The organism is Streptomyces sp. NPDC041124, from assembly GCF_055592385.1.
Window position 1 is genome coordinate 365,127 of sequence record NZ_JBVIYR010000007.1, and the last position, 20,722, is coordinate 385,848.

23 protein-coding genes are annotated in these 20,722 nt (G+C 70.7%); 7 read left to right on the forward strand and 16 right to left on the reverse strand.

Going from position 1 to position 20,722, the window contains the following annotated elements; genetic code table 11:
- Positions 1–241: 241 nt before the first annotated feature.
- The 3 genes from ACZ6A9_RS21255 to ACZ6A9_RS21265 all read right to left on the reverse strand — a co-directional run bounded on the left by ACZ6A9_RS21255 (position 242) and on the right by ACZ6A9_RS21265 (position 3,445).
- The gene (locus tag ACZ6A9_RS21255; protein WP_468987630.1) at positions 242–544 is read right to left on the reverse strand and encodes a hypothetical protein; all 303 of its coding nucleotides are present in this window, start codon (positions 542–544) and stop codon (positions 242–244) included.
- Between the two features lie 258 nt (positions 545–802).
- Positions 803–1,795 (reverse strand): YDG/SRA domain-containing protein, encoded by a 993-nt coding sequence (locus ACZ6A9_RS21260; protein ID WP_468987632.1) that lies wholly within the window; start codon positions 1,793–1,795, stop codon positions 803–805.
- Positions 1,796–2,782: 987 nt separating this feature from the next.
- Complete coding sequence (locus ACZ6A9_RS21265) at positions 2,783–3,445, reverse strand: ATP-binding protein (protein WP_468987633.1); 663 nt, start codon at positions 3,443–3,445, stop codon at positions 2,783–2,785.
- A 212-nt stretch (positions 3,446–3,657) separates the two neighbouring features.
- Here ACZ6A9_RS21265 and ACZ6A9_RS21270 point away from each other — a divergent pair, with 212 nt between their 5' ends.
- Both ACZ6A9_RS21270 and ACZ6A9_RS21275 read left to right on the forward strand, forming a co-directional pair.
- Positions 3,658–4,506, forward strand: coding sequence for a helix-turn-helix domain-containing protein (locus ACZ6A9_RS21270; RefSeq protein ID WP_468987634.1), 849 nt, complete (start codon positions 3,658–3,660; stop codon positions 4,504–4,506).
- Positions 4,503–4,703, forward strand: coding sequence for a DUF397 domain-containing protein (locus tag ACZ6A9_RS21275; RefSeq protein WP_468987635.1), 201 nt, complete (start codon positions 4,503–4,505; stop codon positions 4,701–4,703). Before ACZ6A9_RS21270 ends, ACZ6A9_RS21275 begins: the two co-directional genes overlap by 4 nt.
- 139 nt (positions 4,704–4,842) lie before the next feature.
- On the opposite strand, the gene ACZ6A9_RS21280 is transcribed toward ACZ6A9_RS21275, so the two are convergent.
- The gene (locus tag ACZ6A9_RS21280) at positions 4,843–5,265 is read right to left on the reverse strand and encodes a winged helix-turn-helix transcriptional regulator (protein WP_468987636.1); all 423 of its coding nucleotides are present in this window, start codon (positions 5,263–5,265) and stop codon (positions 4,843–4,845) included.
- A gap of 88 nt (positions 5,266–5,353) precedes the next feature.
- Between ACZ6A9_RS21280 and ACZ6A9_RS21285 the strand changes: the two genes are divergently transcribed.
- Complete coding sequence (locus ACZ6A9_RS21285) at positions 5,354–6,160, forward strand: Rossmann-fold NAD(P)-binding domain-containing protein (RefSeq protein WP_468987638.1); 807 nt, start codon at positions 5,354–5,356, stop codon at positions 6,158–6,160.
- 177 nt (positions 6,161–6,337) lie between these two features.
- On the opposite strand, the gene ACZ6A9_RS21290 is transcribed toward ACZ6A9_RS21285, so the two are convergent.
- Positions 6,338–6,895: a DinB family protein gene (locus ACZ6A9_RS21290; RefSeq protein ID WP_468987639.1), complete on the reverse strand. Its 558-nt coding sequence runs from the start codon at positions 6,893–6,895 to the stop codon at positions 6,338–6,340.
- Positions 6,896–7,223: 328 nt separating this feature from the next.
- On the opposite strand from ACZ6A9_RS21290, the gene ACZ6A9_RS21295 reads away from it, so the two are divergent.
- Positions 7,224–8,102, forward strand: coding sequence for a septum formation family protein (locus tag ACZ6A9_RS21295; RefSeq protein WP_468987640.1), 879 nt, complete (start codon positions 7,224–7,226; stop codon positions 8,100–8,102).
- A gap of 70 nt (positions 8,103–8,172) precedes the next feature.
- On the opposite strand, the gene ACZ6A9_RS21300 is transcribed toward ACZ6A9_RS21295, so the two are convergent.
- Genes ACZ6A9_RS21300 through ACZ6A9_RS21310 form a run of 3 tightly spaced genes read right to left on the reverse strand, consistent with a single transcriptional unit; the run spans position 8,173 to position 9,734 of the window.
- Complete coding sequence (locus ACZ6A9_RS21300) at positions 8,173–8,718, reverse strand: TetR/AcrR family transcriptional regulator (RefSeq protein WP_468987642.1); 546 nt, start codon at positions 8,716–8,718, stop codon at positions 8,173–8,175.
- Between the two features lie 19 nt (positions 8,719–8,737).
- Positions 8,738–9,319, reverse strand: coding sequence for a sugar O-acetyltransferase (locus tag ACZ6A9_RS21305; protein WP_468987644.1), 582 nt, complete (start codon positions 9,317–9,319; stop codon positions 8,738–8,740).
- A gap of 40 nt (positions 9,320–9,359) precedes the next feature.
- Positions 9,360–9,734, reverse strand: a complete 375-nt coding sequence (locus tag ACZ6A9_RS21310) for a VOC family protein (protein WP_468987646.1) — start codon at positions 9,732–9,734, stop codon at positions 9,360–9,362.
- Between the two features lie 199 nt (positions 9,735–9,933).
- Here ACZ6A9_RS21310 and ACZ6A9_RS21315 point away from each other — a divergent pair, with 199 nt between their 5' ends.
- On the forward strand, positions 9,934–10,599 hold the full coding sequence (locus ACZ6A9_RS21315) for a hypothetical protein (protein ID WP_468987648.1): 666 nt from the start codon (positions 9,934–9,936) through the stop codon (positions 10,597–10,599).
- A gap of 139 nt (positions 10,600–10,738) precedes the next feature.
- On the opposite strand, the gene ACZ6A9_RS21320 is transcribed toward ACZ6A9_RS21315, so the two are convergent.
- Positions 10,739–11,236 (reverse strand): DUF2267 domain-containing protein, encoded by a 498-nt coding sequence (locus ACZ6A9_RS21320; protein ID WP_468987650.1) that lies wholly within the window; start codon positions 11,234–11,236, stop codon positions 10,739–10,741.
- 129 nt (positions 11,237–11,365) lie between these two features.
- Entirely contained in the window at positions 11,366–11,794 is a 429-nt protein-coding gene (locus tag ACZ6A9_RS21325; protein WP_468987651.1) for an Hsp20/alpha crystallin family protein, read from the reverse strand.
- Positions 11,795–12,015: 221 nt separating this feature from the next.
- Between ACZ6A9_RS21325 and ACZ6A9_RS21330 the strand changes: the two genes are divergently transcribed.
- Positions 12,016–12,318: a hypothetical protein gene (locus tag ACZ6A9_RS21330; protein WP_228966637.1), complete on the forward strand. Its 303-nt coding sequence runs from the start codon at positions 12,016–12,018 to the stop codon at positions 12,316–12,318.
- A gap of 183 nt (positions 12,319–12,501) precedes the next feature.
- Here the strand turns inward: ACZ6A9_RS21330 and ACZ6A9_RS21335 are convergent, their stop codons facing one another.
- Both ACZ6A9_RS21335 and ACZ6A9_RS21340 read right to left on the reverse strand, forming a co-directional pair.
- Positions 12,502–13,980 carry an MFS transporter gene (locus ACZ6A9_RS21335; protein WP_468987653.1) on the reverse strand — a complete coding sequence of 493 codons (1,479 nt, stop codon included), beginning with the start codon at positions 13,978–13,980 and terminating at the stop codon, positions 12,502–12,504.
- An 82-nt stretch (positions 13,981–14,062) separates the two neighbouring features.
- Positions 14,063–15,478, reverse strand: coding sequence for a DUF445 domain-containing protein (locus tag ACZ6A9_RS21340; protein WP_468987654.1), 1,416 nt, complete (start codon positions 15,476–15,478; stop codon positions 14,063–14,065).
- Between the two features lie 209 nt (positions 15,479–15,687).
- Here ACZ6A9_RS21340 and ACZ6A9_RS21345 point away from each other — a divergent pair, with 209 nt between their 5' ends.
- Positions 15,688–17,070: an SGNH/GDSL hydrolase family protein gene (locus tag ACZ6A9_RS21345; RefSeq protein ID WP_468987656.1), complete on the forward strand. Its 1,383-nt coding sequence runs from the start codon at positions 15,688–15,690 to the stop codon at positions 17,068–17,070.
- Positions 17,071–17,275: 205 nt separating this feature from the next.
- Here the strand turns inward: ACZ6A9_RS21345 and ACZ6A9_RS21350 are convergent, their stop codons facing one another.
- From ACZ6A9_RS21350 to ACZ6A9_RS21365, 4 genes are all read right to left on the reverse strand, one after another.
- Complete coding sequence (locus ACZ6A9_RS21350) at positions 17,276–18,061, reverse strand: DUF1707 SHOCT-like domain-containing protein (protein WP_468987658.1); 786 nt, start codon at positions 18,059–18,061, stop codon at positions 17,276–17,278.
- Positions 18,062–18,116: 55 nt separating this feature from the next.
- A complete protein-coding gene (locus ACZ6A9_RS21355) occupies positions 18,117–19,145 on the reverse strand; it encodes an ABC transporter ATP-binding protein (protein WP_468987660.1) in 1,029 nt (342 codons plus the stop codon).
- Entirely contained in the window at positions 19,103–19,867 is a 765-nt protein-coding gene (locus ACZ6A9_RS21360) for an ABC transporter permease (protein WP_468987820.1), read from the reverse strand. The genes ACZ6A9_RS21355 and ACZ6A9_RS21360 overlap by 43 nt, the downstream gene beginning before the upstream one ends.
- Before the next feature lie 64 nt (positions 19,868–19,931).
- The gene (locus tag ACZ6A9_RS21365; RefSeq protein ID WP_468987822.1) at positions 19,932–20,717 is read right to left on the reverse strand and encodes an ABC transporter permease; all 786 of its coding nucleotides are present in this window, start codon (positions 20,715–20,717) and stop codon (positions 19,932–19,934) included.
- Between the last annotated feature and the right edge of the window lie 5 nt (positions 20,718–20,722).

Consider the following 20,722-nt stretch of genomic DNA (forward strand, 5'->3'; position numbering starts at 1 on the left):
TCCACAACAGAAATCGGGAGCCGGCACCTCCCCGTCCCAGGGAGCGCAGCCGGATCACCCCTGCCGCACCCCCCATCCCACCCGCCGCGACCGGCCCCCACCTCCGCCAACGGGCCGAGATCACCTCTCTATCGGTGGTTGGAGGAACCCCCCGGCATCCCCCTCCAAGAGGGCCTACACCCTCTCGACACCGCCATCACCTGCACCAATTACCTGCAGCCCTGCCCTCACCCCGCCCCCCTCAGGCAGAATCCCGACGCCGCGACAGCCGCTGACTCCGCGCGATGCAGAACAGCCCTGCCAGCAGGAGCGCGGTGCCACCGACATGGCGGGCCTCCCACATGACGCTCGGCAGAACGCGGGAGAGGAAGAGGCTCTGGAGAAGAACGGACCCGCCGACGAACAGCGCCCCGATGCCGTAGAGCTTCGGCCTGACGACATGACGGCGCGCCGAGGGCAGAACCCACCCCGTCCGCAGCGTGCCGACCCCCGACGCGATCATCAGCAACCCCACGAGCACGCCGACGCCCACCACCCACACCATGGGGCCACTCCCTCCCGCAGACGAGACCCGGAACGAGAGCGACGCCCGGCTCGAAGATCCCCCATGCTCGCCGCACCGGACACCGCCCGACCAGGGCAGGACCAGGCAATCTCCACCACCCCCCGACTGCCGTCAGCGCCCGCGCACCAGAGACTCGTCGGGGACCTCGGCAATGTAGGAGTCCACGTCGTGAGTTGCGCTGTGAGGCATATGAGGAGTACATGCCGAGCGGGTAGCGTCGCTCGCCTAAAGCATGACTTACTGTGCCCGACCAGCGCCCTTGCCCTCCCAGTACCTCCGGTGGTACTCGAGGTAATCCGGATGAATACGGTGACCATCCTCGACCGAGAGCCTGGGAAGAAGTCTCACCCCTGACACATCAGCCCGCACGATGACCGACCCGTCTTCATCCATCACCACCGCACCGATGTCGACCCGCACATGGCAGTTGGGACACAGGCACAAGATGTTGGGTTCGACGTCGGGCCCGTGGTGCGGCCTCCCCAAGGGCCGTATGTGCGCGCCCTCGCAGTAGGGGATGCCTTCCGGCCCCAGGAGCCGAAGGCCACACAGTTGACACCGCCCGCCATAGAGCTGCTTGATCCGCTGCACCGCAGCGGTGTCCCGGATCAGGCGGCGCACCCGCATGCTGCGCGAACGCGGGAACCTCTCTTCGTTCTGGGGCTCGTCGTTGAGTTCTTCGAGTACTCCCATGACGTGTCGCTCGACTGAGGTCTGCACCTGTTCCCGATCAGGCAGCCTTCGCAGATCAAACTGACAGATATCGATGCGGGTCCCATCGGGAGCGGGCTGCTTAGAAGGCGTCGTGCGCACGTCCGTGATCTCGTACAGGCCGTCGTACCTGTAGGAGTTGGAGGGCGAGTACCGAGGGTCTCCCTCATACCCACGGATTACGCGGATGGGGTGCTTGCGCTCGTAGCTCAGGAGGAGTGCGGCGTTATCACGGTAGCTCCAGGACTGGCTGCGAAGGAGTCTCCCGGTGGAGGGGTCCTTATCCCTCCCCTCCGACGCCCCCGTGTACTTGATCAGCTCCCAGTCGTCCTCATCGTCCACGTAGCCACCGTGCAGGACGATGGCGTCACCGACCCTGCTGCCGTCTTCGTCCACCAGCCAGGAGATGCCCCGCTGGTTCGTCTGGTGCAGCAGCGCGCGCTGGACGTCCAAGCGCCGATGGAAGACTGCGCCAACAGGCACGCCCTCTATATGTCCGATGGTACGTTCGAGTCCCATCTCTCTATGTTCGGACGACGTTGATCGTCTTCTTGTACCTTCTGCTCACTGCCGCCAAGTTGAGACCAGACAGCGAACCATTCCGGCCAAGGTCGCCCCGCACTGCCAGAGCTTGCTGTTACACATAAGCCAAGTTTTCCGGGGTGTTGCAGAGGAGCCCACATCTCTTAGCTGGGAGACCTGTTCCAACCGGCCGCGGGACTGAACGAACAACTGATCACGCTCCGTTTTGAAGAGCAGTTGAAGCAGCTCCCCAAACTTGGCTGACATTCGATCAGTGAGGCGGTGGGCCCTGAGTCCGTCCCGCACGTACTTTCCGGCCGTGTCTCGCGCACTGTGCACCAGGTCCTCCAGACCTCACCGCTGGGGAGCGCGTCCACGCAGTTCGACTACAGGACGACGCTCTCGCTGGTGTCGGTGCGTCGCTCGTAGTCAGGGACCAGGCGCCGGCTGCGCAAGAGCCAGGCGAAGGATTTCTCGACGACCCAACGGCGGGTCAGGAGCTTGAAACCCTGGACGCCGTCGCTGCGGCGCACAATGTCGAGGACGAGTCCGAGCCGCGGTCCAGTCGGTGAGGTGGCCGGTGCAACTACCGTAGACACAGACCCGCGCCAGCCGTCGGAAGTGCTTCTTTACTGCTGGCAGCACGATGCTGGCCGCGTCCCGGTCGGTCATGGAGGCCGGTGTGACAGCCACGGCCAGCAGAGTCCGAGGGTGTCGGTGAGCAGGTGGCGCTTGCGCCCGCTGCTCTTTTCCCCGCGTCGTATCCCCGTGAAGCAAGGGTGACCGCCGCGTCCGCCTTCACCGACAACGAGTCCATGACGGCTGCGCTCGGCCCCCGGCTCCCGCCTCGGCCCGGCGGAGGGCCTCGCGCAGCAGGATGCGAAGCACGAAGGCAGCAGGTCCATGGCCATCACCTGGACGTTGTAGCACCCGCTTCCGGCTGACGTGCTCACGTACGCCAAGGCGGTGGCCGCGGGCTAACCCTCAGCTAGAGATGCGGGCTGCGTCCAACTCTGCCTCGAAATAGGCCTGAGCATGATTGAGGACCTCGTCCGCATCATGTCCGTGCTCGTGAAGCCAGTGCAGCAGGTCAGAGATGACGTCAATGACCGTTGCTTCTGCCGCTAGGACGCCGACCCGGCTCCGTCGCGACGGATTGGAAAGCGTGCGTTGACCGTAAGAGTCGAGCACCCTGGCTGCTCGCTGCACTCGCTCCGCGCTTGAGCGCCGCTCTTGCACCACCGGCGTGGTGACGAGCTCGCACCACGTCACCTTGCGGTCTGCGCGGAGTTGGACGCCCCAGCGGTCGGTGAGAGCCTCGACGAGGGCCATTCCTCGCCCGCCCTCGGCGTCGGCCTCCGCCGCGACGAGGGTGGGCAGGGCTCGCGTGTCCGGGTCCTGGACCTCGATGCGCAGATGCGTGCCGGTCAGCGAGAGCGAGAGCGCGCCCGGGGTGCCGGGTCCGACGTGGGTGACGACGTTCGACACGATTTCACTGACACACAGTTGGGCGGTGTCGACGATCTCGTCCAGGCCCCAGTCGCCGAGACGTTGCTGCACCAGGTGTCTCAGGGTGCCTACTTCTTCGGGATGGGCAGTGAACTCCACGTCCCACGCCTTTCGCGCCATGTGCGCCGACTGACTCACGTGCCTCTCCCCATGGTGTCCGCCTGCTCCGGACCCCGTGCCGCGGAGCGTCACGACCGTTCACTCTGCGTCGCGACGGGAGTAAGCATGGAGCCGGCGCATCCCGTCGTGCAATGTGCACGGCGGGATTCCCACTTCCGTGTGATTGGCAAGCAGCACCCTTGGCACGAGACTGAACCTTCGTTACATGGCGGGTGGTTGAGGAGAGCGACATGGCCGGTTCACCGACGGCACGCCGTCGGCGTCTGTCGATCGAGCTGAAGAAGCTCCGGGAACAGAGCGCACTGACCTGCGCCCAAGTGGGACAGGCGCTCGACTGGAGCGGCTCCAAGGTCAACCGCATGGAGACGGGCAGTGGCCGGGTCCAACCGTCGGACATCGACGCGCTCTGCCGGTTCTACGTCACGAGCGACGAGCTGCGCGAGTTCCTGAAGTCACTCGCCCGACAAGCCAAGACGCGCGGTTGGTGGCAGGTGCACGGCGCGGGCGTGCCCGAGTGGTTCAACATCTACATCGGCCTGGAACAGGACGCCTCCACACTCCGCCAGTACCAGTGCGAGGTACTGCCGGGCCTCATGCAGACCACGTCGTACGCACGGGAGTTGCACACGACGGGTGCCCACATGTCGGCCGAGGACATCGACAGGGCCGTGCGTGTGCGGTTGGAGCGTCAGGCGATGCTGACACGGCCCGACGCTCCCGAAGCCTGGTTCGTCGTGAACGAGGCCGCCGTGCGCAATGTCATCGGCGATCGGGAGGTGATGCGCGAGCAACTCGAGCGGGTCCTCGACTCGGCCGCCTTGCCCGGTGTCACGTTGCAAGTACTGCCCTTCGACTCGGGCACCTACCCGGTCACGGGTTCCTTCACCATGCTCGGGTTCCCGGCACCGGAGGACCCGGACCTGGTGTACCGGGACGGCATCACGGATGCCGTCTACCTGGAGGGCGAGCACCATGTCAGGGAATACACGAGGGCGTTCGACGGGCTGCGCGCAGCGGCGCTCAGTCCTCAGCGCTCCGCCCAGCTCATCAAGTCCGTCGTGAAGGAGTACTCGCAGTGAGCACCACGGCACCGACCGGACGTCCTCCGGCTTGGTTCAGGTCGTCGTACAGCAACGGCGCCGGAGGCGAGTGCGTGGAGTGCGCGTTTGGCGACGACGGGATCCGGATCCGCGACTCCAAGGATGTGGAGGGTGCTGTGATCACGGTGGGCCAGGAGGCCTGGGCTCCCTTCGTGGGGACGCTCCACCTCGGGTGACCGGAGTGCGCATGTCGGAGACCAGGTGGATGGTGGTGGGGAAGGAGACGCCGACGCCGGTCGAGCGGATGGCGGAGTTCTGACGCCGGTCGTGGGCATCTGGCGGTTGCCGAGCAGGCGACGGCGAGAGCTACCCGCGTCAGCGGATGTCGTGCCCCGGGTGGGCTTGGTCGTAGGCGTGGCGGGCCTCGGCGATGGTGGTGCGGTGGGCGAGGGACCAGTCGGCGAGGGACTTGACCAGGTGGGTCAGGTCGGTGCCGGTGTCGGTGAGGCGGTAGTCGACCTGGGCGGGGACGGTCGGGTACACGGTGCGCAGGACGAGGCCGTCGCGTTCGAGTCTGCGGACGGTGAGGGTGAGCATCCGCTGGGAGATGCCGTCGATGGCGCGCTGGAGTTCCCGGAAGCGGCGTGGCCCGCCGGCCAGTTCGACGATCACGAGCACCGACCACTTGTCGCCGATGCGGTCGAGGACGTCGCGGATTCCGCAGTCGGGGTGGTCCTGGCGGCCGCACGGGTCGAGTTCGGCGGGGTCGGTGGTTACCGCGGTGTGCGTGGGTGACATCGGACTGCCTTCTTGTGGCCGGTGGGCGTGCGGTCGACGATCAAGCGTAGGTACTGACGGGAACCACGACGGAAGACTGCGACTGATCATGATTCTGGTGACCGGAGCGAACGGAAACCTCGGCTCGGCCGTTCTCGCGGCGCTGCGCGCCCGCGGTGCCGTCGCGGTGGGCGGCAGCCGCACGCCAGGTGAGGGGGTGCGGCGTCTGGACTTCGACGACCGCGCGGGCCTCGACCTGACCGGTGTGTCGACTCTGGTGCTCGTCTCGGCCGGTTATGCCGAGGACGACGTGGTCGTCGCCCGGCACGCGGCGGTCCTGGACGCCGCCGTCCGAGACGGCGTCGGCCACGTCGTCTACACGAGTCTGACCACGGCCGGCGACCACCTCGGGTTCGCTCTGGCCCACCGGGCGACCGAGCGTCTGGTGCGGGCGGGCGGGATGTCGTGGACGATCCTGCGCAACGGCCTGTACGCCGAACTGTTCGGCGGCCTGTTGATGTGGGCCGGTGACGGTGTGGAGTCCGCGTTCGGGGACGGTGCGCTGGCCGCGGTCCGCCGAGGGGACCTGGCCGAGGCCGCTGCGGTGGTGGCGTCGGATCCCGGGCCGCATGACGGGCGGGTGTACGACCTCGTCGGGCCTCCGGTCACGGCCGGTCAGGTGGCCGGCGAACTCGGTGTGCCGCATCGGCCCATCGGCCTGGGAGAGTACCGGCGCAGGCTCCTCGGGACGCCGGGGCTGCTGCCGTTCCAGCCGCCGATGCTCACCTCGATCGCCACGGGCGTCCGGCACGGATTCCTGGACGGCACCGGGCCCGACCTCGCCGGCCTCCTCGGCCGCGCGGCTCGCGATCCGCTGGTGACGGCCGCCGCGGTCGCGGCCGCCGCCCGGCCGTGACGCGAGCACCGGACCCCGGTCCCGCCGTCGATGTCAGTGGCCGCCGCTAACGTGTTCGCTGTTGGGCCGGACGGAGATCGTGAGGGACTCGCGGCCACGGGGGGCGGGCCGGACAGGCCCCGGCATCCAGCTCGGGCCTGGAGTCGGCTTTGCCGCGTCCCTGCCCCCCGCCTCCGCTCATCCCATGCTCTTCGCGCCGTCCAGGGACTCCCGGATGATGTCGGCGTGGCCGGCGTGCTGGGCGGTCTCGGCGACGATGTGCATCAGGACCCTGCGGGCCGACCAGCGGGCGCCGGGCTCGAACCAGGGGGCCTTCGGCAGGGGCCAGGCAGCGTCGAGGTCGGGCAGGGTGGCGACCAGGTCGTCGGTGCGGCGGGCCACCTCGGCGTAGTCGGCCAGGACGCCGGCCAGCGTCTCGCCCGGCAGCATGCGGAAGGCGTCGGCCCAGCGCGCCTGGTCGGCCTCGGTCTTGTCCGCGAAGTCGCCCATCGCCGAGGGGCCCTCCACGATGAAGTCCGCCCAGCCCCGCTCCACGGCGGTGACGTGCTTGATCAGGCCGCCCAGGCACAGCGCGCTCGCGGTGGTCCGCAGGCCGGCCTGCTCGTCGGTCAGGTCGCGGGTGGTGAAGCGCAGGAAGTGCCGGTGCTTCGCCAGTACCTCCAGGAGGTCGGCGCGCTCGCCGGTCACGGTGGGGGTCTCGGCCGATCCGGGGGTGGTCAGTTCGTCGACGTTCATGGTTATTGCCTTCCGGTAGTACTGCTCCGTCGGTGAACACCACGCTAGAAGGGAAAGAGGACGGATTCTGTCCTAGTGGGCGGCGGTCGAAGGAGAACTACTGCGCACGCCGGGGAGTGTTGGGGGCCCAGCGCCCCCGTGGCGGTGGCCGGGTGCGCCGTCACCCGCGAGCAAGGCGGATACAACCCTCGCGGCCGGTCGGGGGTCGTAGGAGGTGCGACGGGATGAGGGCCCTCGCATCCCCTCGTACCCCTCGCGCCGGCGGGTCACCGGGATGGCATACGATGCGCGCGCCTTTATAAAGATCACATAAGAGGATGTACGCGCCATGGCTATCGTCGGCCCGCCCCGTTCCCTTCGTGGGATATCCGCTGTTGTCGCCCTGCTCGCGATCGGCGCGGTGGGATGCTCCGACCTCACGGAGAGCGCCAAGGACGGCGCGAAGAAGGTGGCCCGCCAGCGCTCGGTGTACTCGCTGGACATCGGCGACTGCTACAACCCGAACGGCAAGGCCGAGGGGACGGCGTACACCGTCGAGGTCGTGCCGTGCGACGAGGCGCACAAGGGCCAGGTCGTCGGCGAGTTCGCGATCGACGAGGGCAAGGAGTACCCCGGCGAGGACGGGATCTCGGCGATCGCGGACACCCGCTGCATGGTCGAGGCGCAGAAGTACGCCCCGGACACCTGGGCGCTCCCCAAGGGCGTCGCCCTCTTCTACTACACCCCCACGGCGGAGAGCTGGGCGACCGGGGACCGTGCGGTGAGCTGCACGTACACGGCGGAGACCAGCACCGTCAGCGGCTCGCTGGAGTCCGCGAAGTCCCTCAAGCCCGAGCAGGCCACGTACCTCAAGGGTTCGAACGCCCTGTACGAGGCCCTGTGGGCGAACCAGCCCGAGAAGGAGACCGTCGAGGAGGACCTGGCCGGCTACAAGGCGCAGGCCAAGGCCGTCGCGGCCGCCCTCGACGCGCACGTGAAGGGCCTGGGCGGCATCGACGGCGCCGAGGTCGGCAAGCTCCGCTCGACGCTGGCGAAGGCGGCCGGGGACTGGAAGAAGGCCGCTGAGGCGGCCGACGCCGACGCGTTCTACACCGCCTACGACCCGGCGTTCACCGGCATCGACCCGAACGCGTCGGTCGCCGCTCGCAAGGAACTGGGTCTCGCCACGACCGTCCCGGCCGACGAGGCCGAGGTCTGGGCGGGCTGACGCTCCCTCGGGTCAGGTGCCGGACCGCCGGCCGCCGTGCCGGGCGGTGGTCCGGCATCCGCCCGCCGGGCTACGGGGCCGCGGTGATGCGCCGGACCGCCTCCCGGGTCAGGTCCCGGCCGGGTGGCGCGTCGTCCAGGGCGCGGTGCAGGGTCAGGCCCTCGATGAGCGCGTCGAGTTGACGGGCGGTGGGGGGCGGGAAGTGGTGTTCCAGGAGGTCGCGGCTGCGCCGCATCCAGCGCCTGCAGAGGGCGCGGTAGGGGTCGTGGCGGGCCGCCAGGGTGTAGAGCTCCTGGGTGAGGATCAGGTCGCGGCGGGCGTTCTCCGACAGGGTGTGGATGAGGTCGGTGACGGCCTCGCGGGCTTCGTCTGGGGTGGTGGCGGCGGAGAGGTGCCGCTCGAAGAGGGTCACCACGTGGTCCGAATAGCGGGTGAACGCCTCCAGCAGTACGTCGTCGATGCCGGCGAAGTGGTACGTCATCGAGCCCAGGGGGACCTGGGCGCGGGCGGCGATCTTGCGGTGGGAGACGCCGGCGACGCCTTCCTCGGCGATCAGGTCGAGGGTGGCGGCGAGGATGCGGTCGCGGCGCCGGGGATCGGTGTGTCCGGTGGCCATGGGTGCGGTCGCCGCGCCGTCAGAGGGTGCGGACCGGGCGGGCGGGGTTGCCCACGGCCACGACACCGGCGGGAATGTCCCTGGTGACGACCGCGCCGGCGCCGATGACGGAGTCGTCGCCGATGCTCACGCCGGGGCAGACGATGACTCCGCCGCCGAGCCAGACGTTGTCCCCGAGGGTGATGGGCCGGGCCGCCTCCAGTTTGGCGCGGCGGGGCTCCGGCTCCACGGGGTGGGTGGGGGTGAGGAGTTGGACGTTCGGGCCGATCTGGCAGTCCTCGCCGATGGTGATCCGTGCGACGTCCAGCGCGGTGAGGTTGTAGTTGACGAAGGTACGGGCGCCGATGCTGATGTTGCTGCCGTAGTCGACGTGGAGCGGCGGGCGGACGTCGATGTCCTCACCGGCGGAGGCGAGCAGCTCGACGAGGATCGCCCGGGCATCGGCGGGGTCCTCCAGGTACGCGGCCTGGTAGCGGGCCGTGAGCCGCATGGCCTGCCGCAGCCGGCGGGCGATCTCGGGGTCGTCGGCGATGTAGAGGTCGCCTGCGAGCATCCGTTCGAGGTGGGTGCGGGGGTCGTCCGCGAAGTGGTCCGTCGCCATGTGTACGAGCGTACGCTCCCGGGCGGCGGTCCCGCAGGTGTCAGTGCAGCTCGCCCCGCTCGATGCAGAACTCGTTGCCCTCGGGGTCGGCCAGGGTGACCCAGCCCGTGCCGTCGGGACGGGTGTGGTCGGCGATTTGCCGGGCGCCGAGTTCGAGGGCGCGGGCGACCTCCTGGGCGCGGGTACGGCCCGTCGGCCACAGGTCGAGGTGGAGGCGGTTCTTGGCGGCCTTGCCCTCGCCGACCCGGACGAACAGCAGGGCGGGGCCTCCCTGGGGGTCCGCGATCAGGGCCTCCGGGTCGCCCGGCTTGTCGTCGTCGGCCGGCGGCCTGCCGAGCAGCGCGCTCCAGAACAGGGCGAGGTCGTACGGGTCGCCGGTGCAGTCGATGGTGATGTGGCGGATGGTGGGGTTCAATGGTCCTCCGTGCGGGCCGGGTTGGAGGCGTGCGGGCTCACAGGATCGCGCACGGAGTGGTGGGCGGTCGAACGATTTGCGGTCCGCGGGGGAGGTCTTGTGACCCGGCCGTTGCCGGAACTGTGGCTTCCGCCACAGTCGGGCGTGGATGGGGCTGGTGAACTGTGCGGATTCGATCTCCGTGCCCGGGAGGCCCGTCGTGTGGTTTCTGGCTCCGCTGTTCCTGCTGGTTCTGGTCGGGGCCTTCTTCCGACTGGTGGGGTACGGCGTCGGGGCCGTGGCCGACGGGCTGTCGGGGCTGAAGGAGCGTCATGCCGCGCTCCGGGGGCTCGCGGCGCTGTCCGCCGCCGGCGCGGCGGCCCTCTACGCCTGTGGGCTGCTGGCCGTCTTCGGCGCGGTGGTGGAGGCGGAGGACGGGGGGACGGACTCGTCTCCGGTCCGGTCCTGCCGTACGGCGGGGTGGGAGGAGCGGGCCGCCGCCGGGGTGGAGATCACCGACTACCGGGTGGGCTTCGTACCGCTCGGATTCGTGTGCGAGACGAGCGACGGCGGGAGCTACGACAACGGTGACGTGCCCGGATACGTCAACCCGGGCCTGGCGGGCTTCGCCCTCGCCGCCGTGGCGTCGGCCGTCTCGGCGGGCTGGATCTCGGAGCGGCGGGCGCGGGCCGCGGCGGGCGGGGGCGAAGCGGCGGACACGGACACCGGCGCCGAGGCCGAAGCAGCGGACACGGACACCGGCGCCGAGGCCGAGGCAGCGGACACGGACACGGACACCGGCGCCGAGGCCGAGGCAGCGGACACGAGTACCGGGGATGGGGCCCGGCGGGAGCCCCGAGGTCGGGCGCCGGAGCCGGGGCCCTGAAGGCGGTGGTCAGCCCACCGGGGTGAGTTCCGCCCGGCCGAAGAGGAGGGCGTAACCCGGGGGCAGTTGGGCCAGGACGGGCGGGAGTCCCGAAGCGGGCCATGAGGCCGGGGCCCGAGGCCGGGCCCGAGGGCGGTGGTCAGCCCACCGGGGTGAGTTCCGCCCGGCCGAAGAGGAGGGCGTAGCCCGGGGGCAGTTGGGCCAGGACGCGGGTCACCAGGGCGTCGCCGACGAGGGCGGGCAGGACGCTCAGGACGGAGCTGACGTCCCAGCGGGCCGTGGCCGGGGACGCGCCCTCGACGCGGCGCGCCACCGAGTCGACGAATTCCGCCGCCGTCAGTGCGCGGGTCGCCGGGACCTGCGCCGCGATCACGCGCGCCGCCTCCTCGGGCAGGGCGCGGGCCAGGTCGACGCGTTCGTCGCCGACCACGTGGCCGCCGAGGGCGGACAGGACGACGCGGGTGACGCTCTCGGCCTCCGCCCTCGTCGGGTACTGGCCGGACTCCCGGACCGCGTCGACCAGTTCACGCCAGCCGTCGTAACGGCCCCGGCCGGCGGGGTCCGTGACGGGCCGCGGCGGCGGGAGCGTCGAGTCCGGTCCGGTGACGGCGGGGCGGTCCGGGGTCAGGGTGGTCATGTGCGGGCTCCTCTCCTTCTGCGGGGCCTGGTCGCCCACCCGGGGACGGACGGGCACGGGGGTGCGTCCCGCGGGTGACCGGCGACGCTCTTGCCGCCGGGTCGCCCGCGGGACGCCTCGGGTGCTGTGTCAGCCGCTGATCTGCTTGCGGCTGTCGCCGCCGGTGATGTGGATGCGGCGCGGCTTGGCCTGCTCGGCCACCGGGATGCGCAGGGTCAGGACGCCGGCCTCGTAGGAGGCGTCGATGCGCTCGGTGTCCAGGGTCTCGCCGAGGAAGAGCTGGCGGGTGAAGGTGCCAGTGGGGCGCTCGGCGACCACCGGTTCCGCGCCCTCGGGGGCCGGCGAGCGGCGCTCCGCCCGGACGTTGAGGACGTTGCGCTCGACGTCGAGCTCGATCGACTCGGGATCGATGCCGGGGAGGTCGAAGTGGACGACGAAGTCGTCCCCTGCCCGGTAGGCGTCCATCGGCATCGCCGACGGGCGGGCGGCGGACGCCGGACCGAAGACCTGCTGCGCGAAACGGTCGAGTTCGCGGAAGGGGTCGGTACGCATGAGCATCACAGGGCGCTCCTTTCAGCGGTGTCATCTGCGCGATGCCCTTACGGGGTCACTTATGTATATAGCTCACGGGGAGGAAAGTTGACAACACCTGACTCACCCTGGGTGGGGTGGGCGTGTTCCGGGCCTGGTCGCGGGGGGTTCCGGCCCCCGCGTTAGCCTCGGAGTCCGGCAGACGCCGGCGCCGATCGGCGTCGGCGCAGTGGCAGGAGGCGGACGGCATGGCGAAGGTTCCCGGTGCGGTGATGGCGGCCGGAGGGCTCGTCGGCGGGTACGGCGCGGCCCGGTGGACGCGGAAGCGGGAGCTGGGCGGGGTGGTTCTCGCCGTCGCCGGGGTCGCTGCCGCGCGGGAGTGGCGGGAGCGGGCCGGCGGGGTGACCGCGGGCGTGCTGTCGGCCGCGTACGTCGCCGCGTTCGCGGGGTCGCACCCGCTGGCGAAGAAGGTCGGCGCGTGGCCGGCGGTGTTCGGGGTGGCGGGCGCCGTGGCGCTCACGTCATGGGCGGTGGCCGACCGGCGGGGGTGAGGGCGGAGCGGGCCGGGGCCCTGAGAGCCCCAGCCCGCTCTGACGTCCCGTCGGAGCCGGGACGTCAGAGCCGGGACGCAACGGCCGTGCCGCGGCACGGCATGACGCCCGGCGACCACACTCGGACGCCCCTGACGACGCGACGTGCTTGCGCGGGTCCGGCAGCGCCTTCCCGCGGGCCCCTCACTTCTCCGCCGGCTCCTTCCGCACCTCGGCCGCCGACAGCGGGGTCGCGATGTGCTCCAGGGAACGGCGTTCCGCGTTCACGGCGAGGAACGCGGCCACGACGCCCGCCGCGCACATCAGACCCGCGCCGATCTGGAAGGCGAGGACCGCGTCGGGCACCTTGCCGGAGCCGGTGAGCTCGGCGAAGATCAGCGGGCCGCTGATGCCGCCCGCGGCGGTGCCGATGGCGTAGAAGAAGGCGATGGACATGGCCCGGGTCTCCATCGGGAAGATCTCCGAGACCGTGAGGTAGGCGCTGGACGCGCCGGCCGACGCGAAGAACAGGACCGCGCACCAGCAGGCCGTCATCGTGGTCGCGCTCAGCGAACCCTGGTCGAACAGCCAGGCCGTGGCGAACAGCAGCACACCCGAGACCAGATACGTCCCGGAGATCATGATCCGCCGCCCCACCGTGTCGAACAGGCGGCCGAGCAGCAGCGGGCCGAGGAAGTTGCCGATCGCGATGACGGCGAAGTAGTAGCCGGTGTTCCCGGACGGGACGTCGAAGAACTGGGTGAGGATCGCGCCGTAGCCGAAGGTGATGGCGTTGTAGAGGAACGCCTGTCCGATGAAGAGGGAGAAGCCGAGGACCGACCGCTTGCGGTACTTGGCGAAGACCGTGTGGGCGATCTCGGTGAACGTGGTCCGCTCGCGCTGGCGGATGACCATCTCGCCCTCGGCGGGAGGCAGCGGCTCGCCCCTCTCCGCCTCGATCATCTTCTCGGCGTCGCGGACGATCGCTTCGGCCTCGTCCTCCCGGCCGTGGATCAGCAGCCACCGCGGACTCTCCGGGACGTGCCGCCGCACCAGGAGGATCACCAGGGCGAGGACGGCGCCCAGGGCGAAGGTCAGCCGCCAGCCGACGTCCGCCGGGAAGACCGACGTGTTCAGCGCGACGATCGACAGCAGCGCGCCGCCGACGGCGCCCAGCCAGTAGCTCCCGTTGATGATCAGGTCGACGCGTCCCCGGTACTTCGCCGGGATCAGCTCGTCGATGGCGGAGTTGATGGCCGCGTACTCACCGCCGATGCCGAAGCCGGTGAGGAAGCGGAAGAGGAAGAACCACCAGGTGTCGAAGGAGATCGCGGTCAGCGCGGTGGCGCCGAGATAGACGGCGAGGGTGATCAGGAAGAGCTTCTTGCGGCCGTAGATGTCGGTCAGCCGCCCCCAGAACAGGGCGCCCGCACAGGCGCCGGTCACATAGAGGGCGGCGGCGATGCCGGTGATCTGACCGGAGCTGATGTCCAGACCGCTGCCGGGTTCCGCCAGCCTGCCGGCGATGTTGCCGACGATCGTGACTTCCATCCCGTCGAGGATCCAGACGGTGCCCAGACCGATGACGATGGACCAGTGCCAGCGCGACCACGGCAGCCGGTCCAGACGGGCTGAGATGTCCGTGGTGATCGTGCGACCCGACGCGGACTGCGCTGCGGCCATGGACGTCCTCCTCCGGGAAAGTGAACGTCCCTCGTGTGCCCCCTCACCGGCGGTGTTACGCCCCCCGGCCCTCCTGCCGGTCCTACGCTCCCAGCGCCCGTGACACCGTGTAGATCACCAGGCCGGCCAGCGAACCGACCACCGTGCCGTTGATCCGGATGAACTGCAGGTCGCGGCCGATGTTGGCCTCGATCTTCTTCGTGGTGTGCTCGGCGTCCCATCCCGCCACCGTGTCCGTGATCAGCGAGGTGATCTCCTTGCGGTAGGTGGTCACCACGTACACCGCCGCGCTCTCCAGCCAGCCGTCGACCTTGCCCTGGATCTTCGGGTCGAGCGCCAGGCGGGCGCCCAGGGAGAGCAGCGAGGCCCGCACCCGCAGCCGCAGTTCGCTGCGCTCGTCCTCCGCCGCCGACACGATCATGGCGCGGACGGCGGTCCAGGCGGAGGCGATCAGGTCCTGCACCTCGCCGCGGCCGAGGATCTCGCTCTTGAGTCGCTCGACCCGGGCCCGGGTGTCGGTGTCGGCCTGCAGGTCGGAGGCGAAGTCGGTGAGGAAACGGTCGAGGGCGCCGCGCGCGGGGTGCGAGGGCATGTCGCGCATCTCGGTGACGAAGCGCAGCAGCTCCTTGTAGACCCGCTCACCGACCTTGCGGTCGACGAATCTGGGTGTCCAGCCGGGGGCTCCGCCGTGGACGGCGTCCATCACCGTGTCGCTGTGCAGCACCAGCCAGTCGTGTCCGCGGGTGACGATCACGTCGACGGCCCGCTTGTGCCCGCCGTCGGCGACGATCCGCTCCAGCATCTTGCCCATGCCGGGCGCGATCTCCTGGGCGTCGGCGCGGCGGGTGATGGCCTCGCCGACCACCGCCTGGACGTCGGAGTCGCGCAGCACGGTCAGCGCGCCGCGCAGGGCCGCCGACAGCTCGGCCGTCACCCGGTCGGCGTGCTCGGGCACGGCCAGCCAGGTCCCGAGCCGGCTGCCGATGCCGACCGCGCGCAGCCGCCCGCGCACCACGTCCTCGGAGAGGAAGTTCTCCCCGACGAACTCCCCGAGGGACACGCCGAGCTGGTCCTTCTTCCTGGGGATGATCGCCGTGTGCGGGATCGGCAGGCCGAGGGGGTGGCGGAAGAGGGCGGTGACGGCGAACCAGTCGGCGAGCGCGCCGACCATGCCGGCCTCGGCCGCGGCGGCGACATAGCCCGCCCAGGGGCCGGCGCCCTGGTGGGAGGCCCACTTGGCCAGCACGTAGACCACGGCGACGAACACCAGCAGGCCGGTGGCGGTGAGCTTCATCCGGCGCACTCCGCGCCGCTTCTCCTCGTCCGCGGGGCTGAACGTGTTCATCGCGCGGTTGGTGAAGGCGGCGGGGCGGGCATGCTGGGCTTGGCCTCCGCCTTCGTCCTGGCCTCCGGCTTCGGCTCGGCCTTCGGCGTCCCGCTGCGCGGGGCCCGCCGGCTGCGATGCGTCCGGCGTGCGCGTCGATCCAGTCCGTTCCATCCGCTCCACCCGTTCAGTGATCCCTCACACAGTGTCCCTTCCTGACCGACTCCTGGAACGGAACAGGAGTTCCCGGCGTCTGTCCGGAGGGGGTTTGTCCAGGGGGATCACCTAAGGGTCCCTCGCCTCAGCCTGCCCAGCCCGTGACACATCATGGGTTCATCAGATCGGAGCATTCGGCTCCCGTCTCCCGAGGAGAACCGCACAGCATGACCCGGGGTCGTGACGGGGGCACGGGGGCCCCTCCCGCCAGGCAGCGCGCCCTGCTCGCCGCCGTCGTCGCCGCGATCGTGGCGGTCTCCGCCACCATCTACGTCGGTGTCGCCGCCGACGACGGCACCAAGCACCGTGACACCGTCGCCGGCGGTGGCGGTGGCGGTGGCGGTGGCGCCCTGAACAACCCCGCCGCCCCCGTCTCCACCGGCACCTGGGTCTCCTCCTGGGCGGCCGCCCCGGTCGGCGGCGAACCCGGCACCGAACTGACCGGCCTCGCCGGCCGCTCCGTGCGCAACGTCGTGCACACCAGCGCCGGCGGCAGCGGCGCCCGCGTCACCCTCTCCAACCTCTACGGACAGTCACCGCTCACCGTCACCCACGCCTCCGTCGCCGTCTCCGCCGACCCCGACACGGCGGCGGCCCTCGCCTCCACCATGCGGCCGCTCACCTTCGCCGGACACCCTTCGGTCGTCATCCCGCCCGGCGGTGAGGCGACGAGCGACGCGGTCCGCATCGCCGTGCCGCACGACGGGGACGTGCTCATCACGACGTACTCCCCCGTCGAGTCCGGACCCGTGACCTACCACCGGCACGCCCGCCAGATCTCCTACGTCGCCGCGGGCGAGCACACCCGGGACACCACCGGCGCGGCCTACACCGGGCGCAGCAAGGTCTGGCGGTACGCGACCGCGCTGGACGTGCTGAGCAACGAGGCGGACGGGACCGTCGTCGTCCTCGGGGACTCACTGACCGACGGGGTCACCTCCACGACCGGGGCGAACACACGCTGGCCGGACGTGCTGTCCGACCGGCTGCGCGCCGCGGTCGCCGCCGGGCGGGACGTGCCGCGCCACAGCGTCGTCAACGCGGGCATCAGCGGGAACCGGGTGCTCGCCGACGGGCTGGGCAGGCCGGCCGAGAACCCCAGCGGGCTGCGCCGGTTCGAACGGGACGTGCTGGGGCGGGCGAACGTCCGCGCCGTGGTGGTCGTGCTCGGGATCAACGACATCCTGCGGACGCCGGGAGCCGCCGATCCGGAGCCGATCGTGGCGGGCCTGGAGACGCTGGTGCGGCGGGCCCACGCACGGGGGGTGAGGGTGGTCGGGGCGACGCTGATGCCGTTCCGGGGGCACCGGGGGTACACGGAGGCGCGGGAGGCCGTGCGGCAGCGGATCAACGCGGAGATCCGGTCGGGGGGTGTGTTCGACGCGGTCGTGGACTTCGACGGGGCGGTGCGGGATCCGTACGATCCGGGGCGGCTGCGGGGGGTCTACGACTCCGGTGATCATCTGCACCCCAGTGACCGGGGGTTCGTGCGGATGGCGAAGGAGTTCGATCTGGATGTGCTGGAGGGTGGGGTGCCGGCGGAGCTGTGAGCAGCCCGGCCACCCGGGGGGGGAGGTTGTTTCGCCCCCGCCGCCCCTTCCCGTCCCGTCCCGGGGGCGCTGCCCCCGGACCCCCGCTCCTCAAACGCCGGAGGGGCTGAAGGGAGCGGAGGGGCTGAAAGGAGCGGAGGGGCTGAAGGGAGCGGAGGGGCTGAAAGGAGCGGAGGGGCTGAAGGGAGCGGAGGGGCTGAACTGCTCAGTGGTCCTCGTGGTGGTGCGGGTGGCGCTTCCTGATCAGGTCGTTGTACCGGTCCATGTGGTCCTGCACGGAGGACTCCACCTCCCGGCGGCGTTCCTGCTTGCGCTCCAGTCTCTCCCGGCGGCGCTCCTCGCGCAGACGCTGCTTCTCCGAGCGGAGGAGCTTGCGCTGGACGCCCACGCCGCCCCAGAAGGCCAGGCCCGTGACGATCACCCTCGGCGCGCCCGGCTCGCCCGGTACGCCCTCCTCACGGTGGTCGAAGCCGCCCATGATGCCGACACCGCGCACCACGACCTCGACACCGGGCGGCACGATGACGTCCACCCCGCCCATGATCGCCACCGCGTTGATCACGATCTCGCGGTCCTCGAAGTACGCCTCCCGCAGATCGATCTCCCCGCCGCCCCAGAAGGCGAAGCAGTTGAAGCGCCGCGGGGCCGTCCAGCGGCCCTTGCGCTGGAAGCCCGACATCACGGCCACCGCCCACGACGACGACGTCCCCGCGTCACTCGCGCCGACGATCCGCCCGCCCCAGCCGCCGCCCGGCTCCGCGTCCTTCGTCAGGGACACCGCGGGCACCGGCGTCGTGCCGTGGCCCGGCAGATCACGGGTGATCGGCGCCAGTTCCCCGTAGGTGCGCGCCTGGTACGTCGCGTCCAGCCGCTCCCCGAACTCCTCCATGTCGAGACGGCCCTCCGCGAGGGCGTCCCGCAGGATGTCGGCGACCCGTTCACGGTCGGCGTCGGAGGCGCGGAGGTCCGGTGCGGCTGCGTCGTCGGTCATACACAGCAGCCTACGAGTTGTCTCCGTCACACGGCTACGAGGACCGCGAGGACGGTCACGGAACGGCCCGGTCCGTCCGGTCGGCGTACATCTTCGCGATCACCGCCTCGATGTCGGGCTCCCGCACCGACAGGTCCACCACCGGATACTCCGCCACGATCCGCGCCACCAGTCCCGCCGCCGGCTCCGACGCCGGGAACGCCAGCCACTGACGCGGCCCTTCCACCCGCACCACCCGCGCGGGCGCCGGCGCCTCGACCGGCGGCAGTTCCCGCTCCATGTCCACCACCAGCGTCCGCTCGCTCTCCCCCGCCTCGTGCAGCCCGGCGAGCGCACCGTCGTACACCATCCGGCCGTGGTCGATGACCATCACCCGCGAACACAACTGCTCGATGTCCTGCAGATCGTGCGTGGTCAGCAGCACCGTCGTGGCCCGCTCGGCGTTCAACCGCCGCAGGAAGTCCCGCACCTTCGTCTTGGAGACCACGTCCAGACCGATGGTCGGCTCGTCCAGGTACAGCACCTCCGGATCGTGCAGCAGCGCCGCCGCGATGTCGCCGCGCATCCGCTGACCGAGCGAAAGCTGCCGCACCGGCACCTCCAACAACTCGGCCAGGTCCAGGAGTTCCACCAGCCGGTCCAGGTTCTCCCGGTAACGGGCGTCCGGGATCCGGTACATGCGGTGCATCAGCTTGTACGAATCGATCAACGGCAGGTCCCACCACAGCGTCGTACGCTGCCCGAACACCACCCCCATGCGGTGAGCGAGCCGCGTCCGCTCCCGCGACGGATCGATCCCCGCCACCCGCAGCCGCCCCCCGCTGGGCGTCAGGATCCCCGTCAGCATCTTGATCGTCGTCGACTTGCCCGCACCGTTCGGCCCGATGTAGCCGACCATCTCCCCCCGCGCCACCGTGAACGACAACGCGTCCACGGCCCGCACCTGCCGGCGCTCCCGCTTCCACAACCCGGCCTTCCTGCGCACCTCGAAAACCTTCTCGACCCGCTCCAGTTCGATGAACGCCTCCACCACGACCCGCCCTAACTCCCCGTGCTCCGATACGACCTCAGACCCAGCCGCCACACCGCCGCCGCCGGCAGGGCGCACACCACCGCCACCAGCGGCCCCGCGAACGCCGCCCCGTCCGGCAGCCCCAGCGGATACGGACGCCCCAGCAGATACGCGGCGGGAACCCAGTTGACGAAGGCCAGCGGCAGCACGAACGTCACCCCCCGCACCAGGTCCCGGCCGAACACCGTCGGCGGATACTGCAGCAACGTCGTCCCCCCGTACGTGAACGCGTTCTGCACCTCGGCCGCGTCCTGCGCCAGGAACTGGAAGGCACCGCCCGCCACGAACAACGACGAGAAGATCACCGCACCGCACACCACCGTCACCGGCACCAGCAGCACCCTCCCCACCGTCCAGTCGACGTCGACCGCCACCAGCGCCCAGCCCAGCACCACCACACCCTGCAGGGCCCGGCCCACCCGGCGCAGCGCGAAACGGTCCGCGGCGACCTGCGCCAGCACCGGCACCGGCCGCACCAGCAGCGTGTCGAACGAACCGTCCCGCACCCGGCCCCCCAGCGACGCCACCGACCCGAACGCCAGCTGGGCGATCCCGAACGCCGTCACCGACAACCCGTACAACAGCGCCACCTCCGCCAGCGTCCACCCGCCGAGCGCGTCGACCTGCGAGAACATCAGCAGGATCGTCACGAAGTCCAGCCCCGTCAGCAGCAGATTGCCGGCCACCGTCAGGACGAACGAGGCACGGTAGGCCATCGTCGACCGGATCCACATCCCCGCGATCAGCCCGTACGCCCGCACCCCCTCCACCGCACGGGACACCCCCCGCACCCCCGCCTCAGCCACCCTGCACCACCACCCGCCGCGTCGCCGCCGACTGCACCAGCCGGCCCACCGCCAGCAACGCCACCGCCCACGCCGCCTGGAAGACGTACGCGCCCACCGGAGCCGACTCCCCCATCAGCACATCCGCCGGCACCTGCAGCTGCGCCGCCCACGGCAGCACCCGCACCACATCACCCAGCGCACCCGGAAACGCGTTCAACGGCAGCGTCATACCCGAGCAGAACACCCCCGTCACCATCAGCGCCTGCGCCACCCCCTGCCCGTCCAGCAGCCAGAACGCACTCATCGCGAACAGATAGCGGATCGCGAAACTCACCACCAGCGCCAGCACCAGCGCCACCAGGAACGCCCCCCACACCGCGACCTCCCCCGGCAACGCCGTGGGGAAGAACAGCGCCCCGAAGACGAACGGCACCACCCCCCTGCCCAGGAGCTGGAACACCGCCCGCCCCACGTCGTTCGCCAGCCACCACCACTGGAGATCGACCGGCCGGTACAGATCCACCGCGATCTCACCCGTACGGATGCGTTCCATCAGTTCGACCTCGAACCCGCCGCCCTGGAACGCCAGCATCGCGAACAGCGCCTGCCCCAGCCACACATACGTGACCGCCTGCGCCTGGTCGTACCCGCCCAGACCCGGCCGGGCCTCCCACAGCGCCAGGTACGTGTACACCAGGATCAGCCCGAACACCGTGTTCGTGAACACCCCCGCCGCGGTCGCCACCCGATACGTCGCGTACCGCCGGAAACCCCCCACCGCCACAGCCACGTACACCCGCC